This window comes from Mesorhizobium oxytropidicola (genome assembly GCF_056174625.1).
Genome location: NZ_CM149692.1, coordinates 4,764,977 through 4,781,626, shown reverse-complemented (window position 1 = coordinate 4,781,626; position 16,650 = coordinate 4,764,977). Strand labels below are relative to the sequence as shown.

The following is a 16,650-nucleotide window of genomic DNA, read 5'->3' as shown; positions in this document are numbered from 1 at the left end:
CCGCCGTGACAATATCTGTGTATCTGACTTTCAGCGATAGTTGAGAACGTATTAGCTGCAACCGATCGCTGCAACACACTCAGCGAACTTCTCCGCTGGGGTCTTTTAGAGCAAGGTCTTTCTGGGGCGTTCGTTGAGCTGCCGCGCGATGGCGCTGAGCTTTGCCTGGCTTTGCAGGGATAGGTCGGTGGTCGAGTCTACTTCTGCGATCCTCGATCACCTTGGCAGCGCGGCTCGAATGAAAACACCAACCGACTGCTGCGCCAATATCTGCCACGTGGCAGCTTTCGGTATCTTTGTTGGCGACCTTGATCAGCATCACATAGCGCGAGTGACGCTCGACCAGCGTCGCCACGTAGCTGTTCTTGGACCCGCCGATGAGGTCGCCCTCCCAGTAGCCGGGAACTGCTCGATCTTCGACGGTGGCGGGCCGTTCGCTGATGGAGATGCATCCTTGATCTGGCCCAGCCCACTCCGCTTCATGCTGGCGTGCCGGGAACGGCGGATCGTGCGCCTGGCTCTAAGATGCTCCAGCAGTTCCTTTTTCAGCACTCCACGTGCCTGGATGAACAGGCTGCGATAGATCGTTTCGTGCGACACCTGATTATGCGGCTCCCCTGGGTAGGTGCGCTTGAGCCAGCCGGCAATCTGCTCTGGCGACCATTTCCGCTGCAGCTTGACCGCCCGATCGACTTCATCGACTCGCCAGCCTGCCATCGATCCCAGATCTCCGATCGCTGGGCGGCAGAATAATAGATGCGACGTCGCTGCTTCATGGCCCACACTCCATCTTTTATGAAAGACTAGTGTGTTGCCCTCACCGATTGAACCCACCGCCCAACGTGGTCATTCGAGAATTGGCGGCAGATGACCGCTTCTGGCGCAAGCGGACGCCCCTTTGCTGCTGCAGGTCCTCCAAGCAGAGCCACCCCTGAGCCTCGCATTCACTGTGTACGGGGACGAGTGAAGGGCCGTATTGAACATCCCAACTGGTGAGGAAAGGGCGGAGTTTTGGTTACTACACAAATCCTTGCACATCGGTCGGATAAGTGGCAAATACTGATTTGTAAACAATGAGATGTAAGAAGGTCATTCGGTCTCCGGAGCCGCAGGTGCCTCATCCGGAGTTCGTCCATTCATGTCGCGCGTCCGCAAGCCCCAGCCGGTCGATCATTATTCCATCCTCAATGAAATGCTGGCGCTGCACCTCCAGCAGCTTGAGATCCGGAATGGTGGGATGGAGGCCTTCCTCCCCAAGACGGGGTTGGCGCGAGGGACCTACTATACGATGCTGCGCGGCATCGGAAATCCGACCCTGAAGACAATGGAGCGCGTCGCTTCCAAGCTCAATATGACCGTATTCGAGTTGCTGGGCTTCGAGATCGACGATGCGCGCAGGGCGCTGAAGAAGCGCGGCGTCGACTATGATGAGCTGACCTCAGCCATCCGGAAAAAAGATGAAGCTACCCGGCGTGTAGCGCGGCAGACCCGGTCGCAGAAGCTATTGGGCTAAACTAGGAGAAACAGGTTCTGGCGCGACGGCGGGAAATTTGCTGGTGTAGCGACTTTACAGGGCCTGCGGCCACTGTTGGGCGGCGTGCATGACAGTCAGGATTTCGACAGTCTCGCCATTGACGTGATAGGGGATGATACAGGGTATATCAGCCAAAACGAGCTCCCGCGTCGTCTTGATGCGTCCGATGCGACCCATGGCCGGTTGCTCGGCCAGGTGCTCGGCCGCTGACACAATGCGCGCAACGACACGGCCGGCGGCGTCGGGGCTGTCTTCTCGATGTGGGCGCCGATTTCGTCAAGCCGCCGCAACGCCCGCTGGGTCCAGCGGATTCTTTACGGCTCATAATTGGCGGGCGGACTTGACGTATTTTCCGACCACGGCAGCTACATCATGGTCACTTGCGAATTCGCCGCGCTGGGCTTCGGCCAACCCGGCCTCTATTTCAGCCAGCTGCCACTCTTCCCGGGCCACGAAGTCCTCAATGGCCTGTGCGGCCACATAGGAGCGTGAGCGGTCAAGCTTTTCGGCGAGTTGGTCCAGCCTGTCTGCGGTTTCGTCCGGCACACGGACGGTGAAGGCGGTCATGGAGTCATGGAGGTATAACTCGTTGGTTCACTATGATTATTGGTGAACCAAGCTGGTTCGTCAAGTCTGCGATTAGCTTGAATGTCGAACGACATTTTGCCGGTGTCCAGCGAGGCGATGCGGGATGCGGTACGCGTCTGGCAGCGCCAGCGGCTGGAAGATGCCGAGCGGCTGGCGGCGATTCGTGCCCGCGTGGGCCGGTCGCCAGATGACCCCCGTCGAGCCTCACGGCTGACGAGGCGGAAGCGGAAATGGACCGCTTCATGGAGAACGAGCGCAAATCCGCCCCCCATGCGGCGCGTTGAAGTCACCTATCGGCCGGAAGCGATAGCCGACCTGCAAGAGATTTACCGCCGAATTGCCGAGGCCAGCCGGTGACGTCAGGTTTTGTGCAGCGAATCATGGCGCGGTGCCGGATTGGCGATACCCCGCATGAAGGCAGGCCGCGTGACGACCTGGAACCGGGCCGTGCCTGGACCGGCTCGACTACAAGGTTGACGTGGTCGTTCGGCACAAGCCGCGCAAATCTGCAGCGGAAGCGGCCTAATCATCGGCGGAAGCGTGGAGTCCAGCTCTCGATAAGATCATCTTCCTCGGAGATTTCCGTCTCCTCTTCCTCCTGGCCTATTTCGGTGGAGACGAGGACGGTGAGCACTTTGCCGTAGCTCCCAAGTCCGATAGATTCCTCAGTGACCACAGCCTTCCGTGTGCCTCCTAGCCAGTCCCTGACGTCGGTTTCCTCGCTCACGCGGTCTCCGCTCAGAACGCGTCGAGGATCACCGGCAAGAGCGGCTGTAGAGGTTCCAGATGGGAGTGGTGTTCCTTTTCGCAGCCAGTCCAACTTCGGCAAAGATTTCATCGCATCCGACAAGAAACAGTAGTCGATGGTGTTTCCGGTGCTGAGGATGACCGCAACAGCAGCATCCGTCAGTTCTCCGAAGCGAATGGCTGTCGACGTAAGCGAGGTTTGGCACAGTCCGGCAACCGCTATTATCGCGTCCAAACCCGGTTCGTGACGGCCGATGGCCTGCTTGAAAGGCGTCGCGGGCATCAACAAGCCGGCCGCAAAATGGTCAGCCTCAAGTTCGTAGGAGTCGGCCGTGACAAATCCGGCCCGGGAGACGTGTGCCCCGTCTTTTGGCAAAATGTGGTCCAGGTGGCCGGGCAAGAAGTAATGTCCGAGCTCGTGGCTGACACTAAATCGTTGAAATCCGGGGGATGGGATGTGAGTGCCGTAGATAATGCCAAAGGTGTCGCCATAGCGCAGCAGCATCCCTGATACACCTTCGGCACTTTCAGGTTTTCCTTCCACCGTAATGTCGCGACTCTTGGCGATGGCGAACGGATCGACCGGTAGCGACGTGATTGCTTCCTGTTTCAGGAAATTTTCGGCCTCCTGCCTCGCCAGGACTAAGCGGAAGCCTTTGCTCATGGGTCATTCGCCTTTCTTGGCAGCATTTCGCTCGGCAAGCAGCTTCAGAAAATCGCGCGCAATCTCGCGGTCGCTCCCGGTTAGTTTGCCCACGTCGCGGTAAAGCGGGTCGCCGGCCTCGGCCAGACCCGGATCCTCGACGCGACCCAACAAGAAGTCGGTGGTCATGTCCAGCGCATTGGCCAGGCGCCTGAGGGTATCGAAAGACGGTTTTCTGCTACCCGTCTCGAAATGTGCGATCGAGCTGGATGGCATCCCTGCATTGGTAGCAAGGTCGCTTTGGCTCCAGCCCCGGATTTCGCGTGCTTTGCGCAACCGCTGTTGAAAAATTACGGAGGGAAGAGGTTCGTCAGGCATTGTCTACTCCGACATGTTGAACTTGACGACTTATAACGAAGCGCCTATATATAGACATGTATCACATGTCTAACCCGACAAGGGCAAGGAAAACATAATCGATGAGCCTGCTTCATGTTGCCCACGCCGACATTGTCCGTTTCGCGGACGAAAAGGTGAATCTGCCCAAGGACAAGGCCGACGAGTATCGGGCCCAGGCACGACGGCTTCGGGAGAAACTCGAGGGCTACCTTTATGAACATCCGGATTTCACGCTCCGGAAGATGCTGCTATCCGGCAGCCTTGCCAAGGGTACGGCTCTCCGGTCGCTGAATGATATTGACGTCGCGTGCTATATCAGTGGTGCGAACGCTCCCCGTGATGTCGACGCTCTTCTCCAATATCTGGCAGAACGGCTGCGGAAAGCGTTTCCCAACTTCAGTCCGGATCAGGTGCAGCCGCAGACATACAGCGTTACTGTATCGTTCCGCGGCTCTGGCCTCGACGTCGATGTGGTGCCGATCCTCTATGACGAAGATCCACAGTGGTACGGCAACTTGGTCAGCCAGGACGACGGTTCGTTCCTGAAAACCAGCATACCCCTGCACCTGGAGTTTTCCCGCAAGCGCAAGGCCGCACAGCAGACGCATTTCGCTCAGGTGGTGCGGTTGGCGAAATTCTGGACGCGGGTCATGAAGCGGGAGCGGGACGGCTTCCGGTTCAAATCCTTCATGGTGGAAATGATTCTGGCTCATCTTCAGGATCAGGGGGCCGATTTCTCGAACTATCCTGAGGCTCTGCAGCACTTCTTCACATACATTGCGACCAGCAGTCTTCGCGAACGAATCGTTTTTTCAGATTACTACAAGCCGTCCACGGTCAGCAGTTTCTCGGAGCCGATGCAAATCATCGACCCGGTGAACGCCCAGAACAATGTGAGCCGACTTTACACGGCCCAGAACGTGGACGCGATTGTGGAAGCGGCGATTGACGCGGGTGACGCCATCGATGCGGCGTGCGCGGCGCCGACGAAACAAGAGACCGTCTATTACTGGCAAAAAGTTTTTGGCTCGGCTTTTCAGGTGTAACCCAATGACGCAAAGCTTTACCTATACCGATACCGCGACGTTCACCGTTACTCACGCCCAGCACATCGCGGCAAAGGTCGCGACCGACCTTAAGCGTATGCAGCGCTTCTACGGGCTGCCGAGTGACGCTTCCATTGCGAACTATGAACGCGAACTGATCCCGCTGCTCAAGGGCAAGTACATCGATATGGTCACTTACGGCTACCAGCGTAATGATGACTGGATCGAGCCGACATTGCGCTACACGGCCCAGGAGCTCTCGGGTGCCAGTGCGACCGACGATGATCCGGGGCGTGTCCGACCTGGAGCGAACATTACCGGTGCCACCTTCGCTTCCTATTTGACCTTCACTGCGGCTTGGCGCTCCCTCTCGGTCTCCGAACGCGAGGCGATCGAGCGAAATTTGCCATTTATCCGGGCGGGGCTCCGGAACCGGGGGTCTCGGGCTATTTTAGCAATGACAATGTTTATTCGGCAGGTGGCCAAGCACTTAACCGAGCAACAGTAAGGACATGGGCATGAACGCTGTGACAATGACCGACGGAGTATTCGAACGGCGGATTTCTTACCCAGATTTTGCAGCACGTGATCGGCTAGCCCGATTGGTGGGCCTCGATGATCAAATCTCGCGGCTTACCAAGATCCTTTCGTTGCTGGTCAATCCGTCCGGCCTTGAGGCATGGGCACGGAAGCATCATCCGCAGATGAAGGGTTTGCTCACCACGGTTCTTCGTCGCCCGCCCCTTGTGGTTCTTGCCGGGGACGTTGGTTCGGGCAAAACGGAACTCGCGGAAACCATTGGCGATGCCGTGGCGCGCCAGGAAGACATTGAAATTACGCTGTTGCCGCTCAGCCTGTCGGCTCGCGGGCAGGGGCGTGTCGGCGAGATGACCCAGCTTCTTACCTCGGCGTTCGATTTCACGATTTCGGAAGCCTCGAAACTCAAGGGCGCTGGCAGGGCCCGCGGTGGCGTCATTTTGCTCGTCGACGAGGCTGATGCGCTTGCCCAGTCGCGCGAGAATGCGCAGATGCACCATGAAGATAGGGCAGGGGTGAATGCCTTTATCCGGGGCATTGACAGGATTGCCAATGCAGCGCTGCCCGCTGCGGTGATTATGTGCACGAACCGTCTGAGCGCCCTCGACCCCGCCGTAAAGCGGCGTGCCGCCGATATTCTGTCTTTCGTGCGGCCGAACGATGCTCAGCGGCGTGCCCTGTTGTCCGGAGCGTTATCCGAATTGGCCTTCTCGGTGGCTGATATCAGAGAACTCGTCGCTGCAACGGGGCCGCGACGAGACCAGCCTTTTGGGTTTACGTTTTCAGATATCATGCAGCGCCTTCTGCCTTCGATTGTTCTGGATGCCTATCCGGCGTCGGCAGTCAGGCCGGCACGAGCAGCAGAAATTGCATCGAAGATGCTCGCTACCCCGCCATTCCAGGACGGGGCAACATCGTGACTACTTGGTCCCTTCCGCGCCTCCTTGAAGGCCTGCACAACGATATGCAACAACGTCTGGAGACATCGCGCGGCGTCTTTGGCCACCCGGTCACCAAAGGTAATGCCAGCGAGACGGTCTGGCTGAAGTTGCTGCAAACCTATCTGCCGCAGCGCTATCAAGCCGAGACCGCGCATGTGGTCGACAGCACCGACAAATTCAGTGACCAAATCGACATCGTCATTTTCGACCGACAGTACTCGCCCTTCATCTTCAAATACGAGGGCCAGATCATCGTCCCTGCCGAGAGCGTATACGCGGTTTTTGAAGCGAAGCAGTCGATCAACGCGGAGCAGGTTGACTACGCGCAGAAGAAGGTTGCCTCTGTTCGGACCTTACATCGGACAAGTTTGCCGATCCCCCACGCCGGCGGCACCTACGCCGCGAAGCCGCCGATTCCGATTCTCGGAGGGATCTTAACGTTTGAGAGCGACTGGACGCCGCCTCTGGGCGCTCCGCTTCAGAAAGCGCTTGAAAAGGGAGTTGGGGACCAGCGCCTCAACATGGGCTGCGTCGCCGCTCATGGAAATTTCCGGTACAATCCCAAAGACAGCGATTATGCGCTGTTTCCAGCAAACCGTCCGGCCACGGCGTTTCTGTTCGATTTGATATCCCAGCTGCAATTCAGCGGCACCGTGCCCATGATCGATGTCCAGGCCTACGCCGAGTGGCTCGCCAAATAAGGTTAAGGGTTCTGGCCCCAACCAAGATGCTCCAAGGCATCCGCGCTTCTCTCGTCGAACGACCACTGGGGGCCTTAACCCTGAGCCTAGCAGCCTTCTGCGCTGAACGAGACGATCTTCAACATCTTCCTGCCATTCGACTGCAGCGACTGCTGTGACCACGCACGTAACGTCGGTCACCACACCACGATCGACGGCGAGGCTGCGATCCGCTTCCTGAAAGACAGGATCAAGGCGGATTTCCCGAACGCTATCCGAGTCCCACTTGCAAAGCCTTTCACGCGCGCAACTTATTACTCTCGCTGCCGGATCGGTGACGGTCACCACCTTTATGACGAGGGTTTTCAAGCGTCGTCCGCTCAAGCCGAGCCGTTGTTTGTCACAACCCTCGTGGTTGATGGGAAGGGGAGGGTTGACGTGAGCAATCACCACGGCGACCCGAATTTTTACCTAAGTCTTGAGGTTAGCGGCGACGCGCACAAGGACGACTGGCTGATAAAATACCGCGACGGGGATGCCCTCGATCTGCCCCGGCTCATTCACGATACTATTTTCTGGCGATCAAGCTAACTTTCAATGGCCGGACTGCGAAAGCACAATGAGCAGCGGAGAAGGGGCCGAACCATGCGCCGGCGGAAAGGAGATGCACGGCATCGTTGAGCGCATTGACCACGTCCTCAACCGCTCTGCCATCGATCGCATCTGCAGGTACATCGCGACGGAATTCTAATCGACAAACCGACAGCGTTGGAAAACTTCGGTAACCCGACAACTGTGTCGAGTTTGTCGAGGTCGCACACGATATCGCTAGCCCCGATGTCCTGCTGCACAATTTAAACCATTGAATGCTTTGCAGATAATTTGTTCTGACGCTCTCTCGGCGCAATTGGCACGATTGTTGAAGCTCCCAAGTCGCGACGCTAGACGAAATGAGATTGGCCGCACTCCCGCGGCCTGCCGACTGGGAATGGGCCTCTTCACCGCGAAGCGTCCCATGTAAACCGAAGGGCGGTTGACGGAAAACTGCAATGGAGATGCCTACGATGCAAACTCTAATGCCGACCCTGTCCGGTCCGCGCCGGCCGTTACGTTTTGGCGACGACCACATAGGCGATGTTATTGCCAAAACTTTGGATAAATTTGCGGCCAACACGGCTGTGCGTACGAACGAGGGCGGCGACATAAGCTACCGGGAGCTGGGGACGTCCGCCTCCAGTCTTATTAGGCGCTTCGAGGCCATCGGCATCCGCCCCGGCGACGCGGTTATTGTCAAACTCCCCCGATCAGTTGATTTTGTCACGGTCATTCTTGCTACCCAAATGCTGGGCGCTGTCTTCGTGCCTATTGATCCATCGGATTCTAACGAGCGATTGGATCATATCGTCCGCAACACGAACGCTAAAGCGATCATTAGTCCGGATCCAAGTGGCTCGATGCGCGTTGAGCGTCTTCCGACGCGCGAAGGCATCAACTCAGCGTTCTCAGACATAGCGTACATCATGCACACCTCCGGGAGCACGGGAATCCCGAAAGGGGTACCGGTCTCCCAGGCAGGTCTTTTGAATTTGATCGACTGGTACATCGAGATGATCGGTTTCTCGGAGGGGAACAGTATTTCGCAGCTTACTCGACCAGCATTCGATGTCTCAATCCCCGAGTTCTTCGTACCGTTTGCGACCGGCGGGACAATTGTCTTGCCCACTACGCAACTGCAAGCGCAGATCATTCAGACGATTGAGTTCCTAGTTCAAAGCGGCACGAACGTCCTTCAGATGGTTCCAACACTGCTGCGAAGCTTCCTAGGAACTCTTGAACGTCTTCCCTATGTTGCGGAGCGGTTCACGGATCTCAAATATGTGGTCTGCAATGGTGAATCCTTGCCAGACTCGGTTAGGCGGCGATTTTACTCGATTCTTCCCAACGCGACGCTAGTAAACAGCTACGGGCCAACCGAGTGCTGTGTAGCCGTTAGCTATCACTATTGCCGCCGTGGCGATGTCGACCTTCCGATGTTCATCGGCAAACCAGCATGCAACGTTGATTTCTATGTTCTTGACGAAAGCAATTCCGACGTTGGTTTTGAGGTCGAGGGCGAGCTCTGGGTGGGAGGCGCGCAAACGTCCCAATGCTACGTGGCGGACGAAGCACAGTCGAAACTGCGGTTCGTGCCCTTCATGACGGCTGATGGCGAACAAGTGCTGTACCGCACGGGTGACTATGTCGTGGCAACGGAAGAAAATGGATTGCGGTTTCTGGGAAGAAACGATGATCAGATCAAATATCGAGGAACCCGGCTGGAGAAAGGGGAGATTACCAGCGCCATCGACAGGACGGGCCTATGCACGGATTCAGCGGTCATCGTCGTAGATAAAGACGAGCACAAGGGCCAGGATCTGGTCTGCATGGTGACGCCCGCGGACGCCGACGTTGTGAAAGTTCATCGGCGACTGTCGGATGTCCTGCCGAATGATCGTGTTCCGGGGCTCGTTGTGCCTCTTGCCGGGCTTCCTTTCACTGCCAATGGAAAACTCGATCAGCACGCCCTTGACAGGATTGCCAAGGAGGCGCTCAGGGCGAACATGACCCATGCCACACCTCAGACAAAACATTCCGCGGGGTCTCCGTTGGATCACTTGCTGGAAGCGGTACACGCCGCAAAGGGAAGATGGGTATTTCCCAGTCTAACAGCTCGGGAGTGCGACATAGATTCACTGAACTTCCTCGATATCCAACTCAAGTTGGCCGAAGCCGGCCTCATGTTTGGCGAGGACGTCTATCAAGAGCAAGACTTGTCGCTCGGGGAGTGGGCAAGGCGAATCCAACCGGTGGGTCGCAGCGGATCTCATGCGAGCACCACAGGGAAGAGCGGGCAGGGTGCCGAATTTCGGGACGAGTTGGCGCAAATTATCGAATACATTGAAAATCGGGCCCCCAGCACGGTTGTACTGCACTCCTCGCTTGTTGCTTTAAAGAATGTGAGCGCCAAGGAGGTAACGACCACTCTTCTTGAAGGGATAGAGCGCGTCTCCGCGTCGTCTACCGTTATTCTCCCAGCGTTCACTTTGAGCTACTGCACTACGCAGCGTTTTCATTGGACGGAGACCAAATCCGAAACAGGGGTTTTGGCAGATCTTGTAATGCGAGAGCTTCCTGCTGGGCGCACCAAACATCCCGCTTATTCCATGGTCGTGACCGGCCCGAGAGCTCAGGAATTATGCGAAGCCGATTGGTGGAAATGCAGTCCGTTCGGTGACGACTCGATTTTTGGTGAAATAAGCCGTTCCGCTGGCTTAATTGTCGGCCTAGGCACGTCAAGCTTTACTCATGTGCACCGGTGCGAACTCTTGGCGGATGTGCCTTACAGTAAGACGATTAACTTGCAAGGGCTCGCCGACTTCGGAGGCGGCCCGATTGACGTGTCGACGCCCATCTATATTCGCGACATCAAGGGCCGACCCGAGTATTCGTTTCTAGCACACGACACCACGCGCGACGTTCACGAGATGAGAGATGTTCTGCAGCAGTTCGCAATAGCTGGGACCTCCGCGAGGTTGGTAGACGCAATAGACATGGAGTCCAAGCTGGTTCCCATCATGCGGACGGAACCATTCGGGTTCTTACATCAAAGGGCCAGAGCCGAGGCGCGGCAGGCGTATCCAAGCGTAGAGCACCGAGATCTTAGCCTGGAGTTGAACGGTGGCCGGAACATGACATGTCCTGAATCGAGGATTTCGGGAGTTGAGACATGACAGCCAGAAGAGGTTTTATTCTACCGCGAGCCTTGAGCGAGGAAATGTTTGATGCGAGCGGTACGGGCGGCGATCCACCGTCGGGAGTGGTCTATGCGTTTGCGGACGGCCGCTTTGCCGGCAATCCGGCGGCAGTTGTGCTTTTTGAGAGTTATCCAGCAAGGGCTGAGTGTCTGCAGCTGGCGCAACGTTTTCGCCAGCCTGTGACAGTGTTTCTTCGCGCCTTGGAGGAGACAGACCATTTTGAAATTCGCTGGTTCACGCAAAATTCCGAACTGGACCTCTGTGGACATGGAACATTGGCGGCGACATATTGGCTGTTTCGCGCCGGTTATGGTCGGTCCAATCGAATCTTCTATCACTCCCGGAGCGGGCTTCTCGAGGCTTGGCGGAAAGACGACGTCGTACAAGTTGCCCTTCCGGTCATCGAGACGACTCCTGCCGACCCGACGGAATACGAAGCTGTCCAACGATGCATGAGTATCCAGGTTAAGGAGGTTCGGAAGGCATATGATGATTATGTCGTTGTCGTCGACAACGAACATGTCGTGCTTAACTATGTGCCGAATTTTCAAAGCATAGCTCAGATCGATTGCCGCGGTGTTGCTCTCACGGCTCTGGTTGATCGAGGTGGAGCGCTCAGGGAATTTGATTTCGTATCAAGATTTCTTTCGCCGAGAATCGCAATTGATGAGGATCAAGTCTGTGTGTCGGCGCATTGCAAGCTCTATCCATATTGGGCGAGGCTCCTTGGTAGAACGGATTTGCGCGCGCTGCAGGCATCGGTGAGCGGCGGAATCCTTGAGCTCTCATCATCGGATGGACGCGTCATCGTTGGAGGAAAAGCCAAGCTGGGGGGCGATCGATAGTCGGCACGGGACTCGCGAGACGCGCACCACGAATTGGCGTCTGCGTTTGGGGATAGCGCTTGCAGTTGGGGGAATAGCACAGCGGAACCAAGTAAGGTGGACCTGATCCGTTGCCTTGAGTGGGCTCCGTTGCAACTTTGGGTACGGCGAGCGTGGCATAGGTGGCCAGCATTGTTGCCGGGCGTCGTGCATGATCAGGGGTGACCTTTCGAACGCTTAGTGATCTTACTGTGCGTGCACCGGTACTGGCCTGCAATCTGAGCCGGCGGGATCTTGAGGAAATGTGTCCTTGGGAGAGCCCTTGAGGCCGTCGACGGACGGCGATCAGGGATCGGCAACGCCGCGGTTCTTCAGCTCGTTCGTGACGCGCTCCCGGAAATTGGCGCCCTCTCGGTCTGCTCGGCCCAGATGCCCAGTATCTCCATCCTGCCATCGGGCAGGATGCCGCTTTGTTGCACACGAAGCCATCGACCCTGATCTTGACCCGAATGCCGTTGAAGAAGACCAGCGGATAGCAGAGGTCGAGCGGCCGGTTCTGCCATTCGGCTACTTCCTTGCCACTTCCTCCAGGAACAGCCCCACGCTGCCGTTTCCAGGCCCGAGGGCAATACCGCGCGACCGCGCGCGCGTCCGCGACAAAGTGGCCCTTCTGGTCGATCAGCAGCCGCATCACCGCTTACGGAACCCGAGCCAGCTGTTTCTGACTCGATCAAGCGATGCCGCAGCTGTTGTGTTACCGCTCTAATGGTTTGTCGAGCGCCGCGCTCAAGGACTTGGTGGTGGAGATCTCTAGAGGGCGATCCGGTCCGGAAACGCCAAAAGAGGGCTTGAATCGGACCTCGTCACATAGCGATACCTCAGTCCATGAGTTTGCGGTCTAGCGTCCGGACGCGCCGCAGCGGTTGACCTACTCCGTCCTCAACGATTCCACGACCATGCGGGTCGAGGTAGATCGCGTTGAGCTCGCGTGCTCCGGCGATGCGTTCGCAGATCAGCGTGGGCAACGCGCTCACCGTCTTCGACGGCGACACGCCCACACTGTTTGAAATCGAACACCTATCAGCAGCCGTCGCTACGCTTCCAGGCGCGGCAGGTTCACTGTGACCGCCTTTTAGATATGAACAATATGACATTTTTGTTGCCAAAGTGATAAAAATTTCTTACAGGAAAATTACATCGTGGAAAGGGCGTGCAGGGCGTGGGCCGCCGTCTACTTGCCGCTGCCCCGGTTGGACCGAGTTCGGCGCTACCGGCTTCGACCAGACGGCACGACACAAGGGAGAGAGAGGAACTGAATGGATTCCACCACGAAACAATTGCATGAGGCTGCAATCATCATCGATGCCGTATGCCCACTGCTGGACGATACGAGCACGATTTCTGCCTATAGGACGGGCGGTCTGACCGCGATCGCACCCACCGTCGGGTATTGGAACGGCGCTGGGGCGACGCTGCGGACGGTCGGATCGTGGCATAAGCTACTTCGAGAGCGCGACGACCTGATACTTGTCCGTACTGCTGCCGATATCCGCAAGGCGAAGGCGCTGGGCAAGGCGGGCATTATCCTGCACTTCCAAGGGCCTGAGCCGATCGAGGACAACCTCGATCTGATCGATGCCTTTAAAGCTTTGGGCGTTGGCGTCATGCAACTGGCGTACAACGTGAAAAACCGGATCGGCGATGGCTGCGAAGAGCATACGGACGGTGGCCTGAGCCGATTTGGCCTGCAAGTAATCGAGCGAATGAATCAAGCGCGCATGATCGTCGATTGCTCGCATACCGGCCTTCGAACGACGATGGACGCAATCGAACATTCCTCGGCGCCGGTGATTATTTCGCATGCCAATGCCAAATCGGTCCATCCCTCGCCCCGCAACATTTCTGACGAGCTGATCAAGGCAATAGCTGAGAACGGCGGCACCGTTGGAGTGGTGGGCTTCCCTGGGTTCGTTTCTAGCGACAAGCGTCCGACTATCGATCAGTTCATCGATCACATTGTTCACATGTGCGACCTTGTCGGCACGCAGCACGTCACGCTCGGCATCGATTATTACAGCGGCCAGTTCCCGTATATGGATGATGCCACTTCATTGAAAGAATACCGGAAATGTCTCGCCGATAATATCTGGAGTCCCGAAGCCTATCCCGAGCCGCCGCATTTCTATCCGGCAGGCATCGAGACACCCGAAACCATGCTGACGCTGACAGAAGCTCTGCTGCGGCGTGGCTTTACCGCCGAAGGCATTCGAAACATTTACGGCGAGAATCTGCTGCGGATTTACGAAACCATCTGGGGAGAATGAAGACCGAGGCATAACAACAAGAGTAAAGGGCCGGATGTAGAAGCCATTAAATACTAGTCAGTAACAGGGGAAATGCTATGGAAATCACTGCGATGAAATACAAAGCCGCCATGGGCCTCCTTGCCCTTATGACGCTCAACCAGCCGGTTTTCGCGGGCAAGGCGGACGACACGCTAAACGTCGCCTTTACCAACGAGATTGAGACACTGGACTACTATACCGCGACCAGCCGTGAAGCACTCTCTGTCGGCCGCATTCTTTACGATGGCCTCATCTCCAAGGACTTCAAGAGCGGTAAGTTTGTTCCGGAACTGGCTGAGTCGTACAACTTCACTTCCGACACGCAGATCGACTTCAAGATTCGAAAGGGCGTCAAATTCCACAACGGGGATGCGCTAACTGCTGACGACGTCGTCTTCACCCTCAACCTGGTTTCCGGCCCTGACTTTGGTGCCAAATATGCCATCGCTGTAAATTGGATCGACAAGGCTGAAAAGCTGGACAATGACACCGTTCGCCTCACAATGAAGGCGCCTTATCCGTTGGCGCTGGAGATGCTCGCAGGCAATGTACCGATCTACTCGAAGGCCTACTACGAGAAGGTTGGTGCGGCGGGAATGGCGGTCAAGCCAATCGGAACCGGACCGTACAAACTGGTTGAACTGACGCCTGGCGTCGGCGTCAAACTTGAGCGGTTCGCGGACTATTACAAGGGCGGACAAAAGGAAGATCCGAAGATCGGGAAGATCAACTTCCGCGTCCTGCCGGAAAGCAATACACAATATGCCGAATTGCTGGGTGGCAACATCGACTGGATTTGGCGTGTACCAAACGATGACATCCAGCGTCTAGCAAGCCAACCCGGCGTGCAGGTGGAAAGTTCGCCAATCATGCGTTTCGACGAAATCAGCATGGACCCGCACGTGCCCGACTCTCCGCTCGCCGATGTTCGCGTCCGCAAGGCGGTCAACTACGCTATTAACCGCAAGGAAATACGCGACGCGTTTAAGGGAGAAAGTTCTCCAATCATCAACTCGGCGTGCAATCCGGCACAGTTCGGCTGCGAGATCGACGTTACCACCTATGAGTACAATCCGGAAAAGGCAAAGCAACTGCTCAAGGAAGCCGGATTGGAAAAGGGCCTCAACCTGAGCATGGTCATCTCTTCCGAAGGCGTGGCAGTGGCGGAAGCGGTGAAGGCCAATCTCGCTGCGGTGGGAATCAACCTGGCGCTCAACAACCTTCAATATGCCGCGGGCGTAGAGCAGTGGCGCAGCCACAAGCAGGACATGTATTACAGCGATTGGGGCTCTTATGGTGTGGGCGACGTCGCCTTGAGCGTCGGTGCCTTCTTCGCAGGCACTGGCGACGATGTTGTGAATGACCCGGAGATCGTGGCGCCAATCGTTGAAGCCTCCAAGATTATGGACAGGGATCGCCGGAAAGCGCTCTATTCGAAGGCGCTGAAGCTGATCGCGGATCGGGCCTACTGGGTTCCGCTCTGGGTATGGAGTATGAACACCGCGATGTCGAAAGACCTTGATCTTCACATCAATCCCGATGAGTTCATTCCATTCTACGACGCGAAATGGAAGTGATCTCCTGCCGTCCAGCCGCCTTGCGCGGCTGGACGGCGTGATTTTTGCTAGGAGCGCTCGATGTTGCACTTCGCCATTCGCCGGATAGTCATGGCTTGTCTGCTCACGCTGTTCGTATCTTTTATTGCCTATTCCCTGATCTTCGCGGCCGGTGATCCGGCAGCCGCTTTGGCCGGCCGGGCTTCGACCGCGGCCGACGCTGATCGCCTTCGGCACCTCTATGGTTTCGATCGACCAATAATTGTTCAGTATCTGCACTGGCTCTCCGGCGTTCTTCGTGGAGATTTCGGGACAAGCCTCTATTTTGGTCAGCCGGTCGCGACACTTCTCCTCGATCGTTTCGCCATGACCGCGCGGCTGGGGTGTTTCGCGCTGATCCTGGCCTTGCTCATCGCTGTACCTCTGGGCGTGGTCGCGGGCCGTTGGCCAAACAGTCTCGTGGACCGGCTGGCTTTGCTCTTCGCCGTTGTTGGCCAGGCTATGCCCAGCTTCTGGTTTGCCCTGCTCCTGATCATCCTGTTTTCGGTTAAGCTGGGGATCCTGCCTGCGTCGGGAACCGCGTCGTGGCAGAGCTTCATCATGCCGACCGTTGTCCTAGGTTATTTCGCCACGCCAGCGATCATGCGCTTGACCCGTTCAGGCATGATATCGGCACTGGAAGCCGACTATATCCGTACTGCGCGCGCCATGGGCCTCTCTGAAACGCGAGTTCTGTTCGACTACGCCCTGCGCAATGCGGCGTTGCCCGTTATCAGTCTGGCGTCAGCGCAGTTCGGTTTCATGCTGGCGGGCTCTGTCGTTGTCGAAAACGTATTCGCCATTCACGGAGCCGGATCCCTCGCCTGGGAAAGCATATCACGAGCCGACCTGCCGACTGTCCAGGCGCTCGTACTCTGTTTCTCGCTCTTCTACGTCGCGATGACCCTACTCGCCGATATGCTTAATGCCATGCTTGATCCAAGGATGCGCCGCAAATGACCGAAGCATTAGCATAT

14 protein-coding genes and 3 pseudogenes are annotated in these 16,650 nt (G+C 56.9%); 11 read left to right on the top strand and 6 right to left on the bottom strand.

The window, feature by feature from the left end; genetic code table 11:
• Positions 1-289: 289 nt before the first annotated feature.
• Positions 290-678, bottom strand: a pseudogene (locus tag AC0V8S_RS23935) (IS30 family transposase); the annotation flags it as partial.
• A gap of 460 nt (positions 679-1,138) precedes the next feature.
• Between AC0V8S_RS23935 and AC0V8S_RS23930 the strand changes: the two are divergent.
• The gene (locus AC0V8S_RS23930; RefSeq protein WP_475433752.1) at positions 1,139-1,513 is read left to right on the top strand and encodes a helix-turn-helix domain-containing protein; all 375 of its coding nucleotides are present in this window, start codon (positions 1,139-1,141) and stop codon (positions 1,511-1,513) included.
• Positions 1,514-1,567: 54 nt separating this feature from the next.
• On the opposite strand, the pseudogene AC0V8S_RS23925 reads toward AC0V8S_RS23930, so the two are convergent.
• Both AC0V8S_RS23925 and AC0V8S_RS23920 read right to left on the bottom strand, forming a co-directional pair.
• A pseudogene (locus tag AC0V8S_RS23925) lies at positions 1,568-1,845 on the bottom strand (type II toxin-antitoxin system RelE/ParE family toxin).
• Positions 1,846-1,855: 10 nt separating this feature from the next.
• Positions 1,856-2,101: a CopG family ribbon-helix-helix protein gene (locus tag AC0V8S_RS23920; RefSeq protein WP_475433750.1), complete on the bottom strand. Its 246-nt coding sequence runs from the start codon at positions 2,099-2,101 to the stop codon at positions 1,856-1,858.
• An 81-nt stretch (positions 2,102-2,182) separates the two neighbouring features.
• Between AC0V8S_RS23920 and AC0V8S_RS23915 the strand changes: the two genes are divergently transcribed.
• Positions 2,183-2,479 carry a hypothetical protein gene (locus tag AC0V8S_RS23915; protein WP_475433749.1) on the top strand — a complete coding sequence of 99 codons (297 nt, stop codon included), beginning with the start codon at positions 2,183-2,185 and terminating at the stop codon, positions 2,477-2,479.
• Between the two features lie 169 nt (positions 2,480-2,648).
• Here AC0V8S_RS23915 and AC0V8S_RS23910 read toward each other — a convergent pair whose 3' ends face one another.
• Both AC0V8S_RS23910 and AC0V8S_RS23905 read right to left on the bottom strand, forming a co-directional pair.
• A complete protein-coding gene (locus AC0V8S_RS23910) occupies positions 2,649-3,533 on the bottom strand; it encodes an ImmA/IrrE family metallo-endopeptidase (RefSeq protein WP_475433747.1) in 885 nt (294 codons plus the stop codon).
• 3 nt (positions 3,534-3,536) lie between these two features.
• Positions 3,537-3,890 carry a helix-turn-helix domain-containing protein gene (locus AC0V8S_RS23905; protein ID WP_475433745.1) on the bottom strand — a complete coding sequence of 118 codons (354 nt, stop codon included), beginning with the start codon at positions 3,888-3,890 and terminating at the stop codon, positions 3,537-3,539.
• Positions 3,891-3,991: 101 nt separating this feature from the next.
• Between AC0V8S_RS23905 and AC0V8S_RS23900 the strand changes: the two genes are divergently transcribed.
• The 6 genes from AC0V8S_RS23900 to AC0V8S_RS23875 all read left to right on the top strand — a co-directional run bounded on the left by AC0V8S_RS23900 (position 3,992) and on the right by AC0V8S_RS23875 (position 11,754).
• The gene (locus AC0V8S_RS23900; RefSeq protein ID WP_475433743.1) at positions 3,992-4,957 is read left to right on the top strand and encodes a CBASS oligonucleotide cyclase; all 966 of its coding nucleotides are present in this window, start codon (positions 3,992-3,994) and stop codon (positions 4,955-4,957) included.
• A gap of 4 nt (positions 4,958-4,961) precedes the next feature.
• A complete protein-coding gene (locus tag AC0V8S_RS23895) occupies positions 4,962-5,465 on the top strand; it encodes an HORMA-1 domain-containing protein (RefSeq protein ID WP_475433741.1) in 504 nt (167 codons plus the stop codon).
• A gap of 10 nt (positions 5,466-5,475) precedes the next feature.
• Positions 5,476-6,414: an AAA family ATPase gene (locus AC0V8S_RS23890; protein ID WP_475433739.1), complete on the top strand. Its 939-nt coding sequence runs from the start codon at positions 5,476-5,478 to the stop codon at positions 6,412-6,414.
• Positions 6,415-6,458: 44 nt separating this feature from the next.
• Positions 6,459-7,136 carry a DUF6602 domain-containing protein gene (locus AC0V8S_RS23885; RefSeq protein WP_475433737.1) on the top strand — a complete coding sequence of 226 codons (678 nt, stop codon included), beginning with the start codon at positions 6,459-6,461 and terminating at the stop codon, positions 7,134-7,136.
• Between the two features lie 1,043 nt (positions 7,137-8,179).
• Positions 8,180-10,885, top strand: coding sequence for an AMP-binding protein (locus tag AC0V8S_RS23880; RefSeq protein WP_475433735.1), 2,706 nt, complete (start codon positions 8,180-8,182; stop codon positions 10,883-10,885).
• The gene (locus AC0V8S_RS23875; protein ID WP_475433733.1) at positions 10,882-11,754 is read left to right on the top strand and encodes a PhzF family phenazine biosynthesis protein; all 873 of its coding nucleotides are present in this window, start codon (positions 10,882-10,884) and stop codon (positions 11,752-11,754) included. The genes AC0V8S_RS23880 and AC0V8S_RS23875 overlap by 4 nt, the downstream gene beginning before the upstream one ends.
• A 273-nt stretch (positions 11,755-12,027) precedes the next feature.
• Here the strand turns inward: AC0V8S_RS23875 and AC0V8S_RS23870 are convergent.
• Positions 12,028-12,304, bottom strand: a pseudogene (locus tag AC0V8S_RS23870) (transposase); the annotation flags it as partial.
• Positions 12,305-13,049: 745 nt separating this feature from the next.
• On the opposite strand from AC0V8S_RS23870, the gene AC0V8S_RS23865 reads away from it, so the two are divergent.
• The 3 genes from AC0V8S_RS23865 to AC0V8S_RS23855 all read left to right on the top strand — a co-directional run bounded on the left by AC0V8S_RS23865 (position 13,050) and on the right by AC0V8S_RS23855 (position 16,633).
• Positions 13,050-14,057, top strand: a complete 1,008-nt coding sequence (locus AC0V8S_RS23865) for a dipeptidase (RefSeq protein ID WP_475433731.1) — start codon at positions 13,050-13,052, stop codon at positions 14,055-14,057.
• A gap of 77 nt (positions 14,058-14,134) precedes the next feature.
• Positions 14,135-15,655: an ABC transporter substrate-binding protein gene (locus AC0V8S_RS23860; RefSeq protein WP_475433729.1), complete on the top strand. Its 1,521-nt coding sequence runs from the start codon at positions 14,135-14,137 to the stop codon at positions 15,653-15,655.
• 60 nt (positions 15,656-15,715) lie between these two features.
• Complete coding sequence (locus AC0V8S_RS23855; RefSeq protein ID WP_475433727.1) at positions 15,716-16,633, top strand: ABC transporter permease; 918 nt, start codon at positions 15,716-15,718, stop codon at positions 16,631-16,633.
• Positions 16,634-16,650 lie beyond the last annotated feature (17 nt).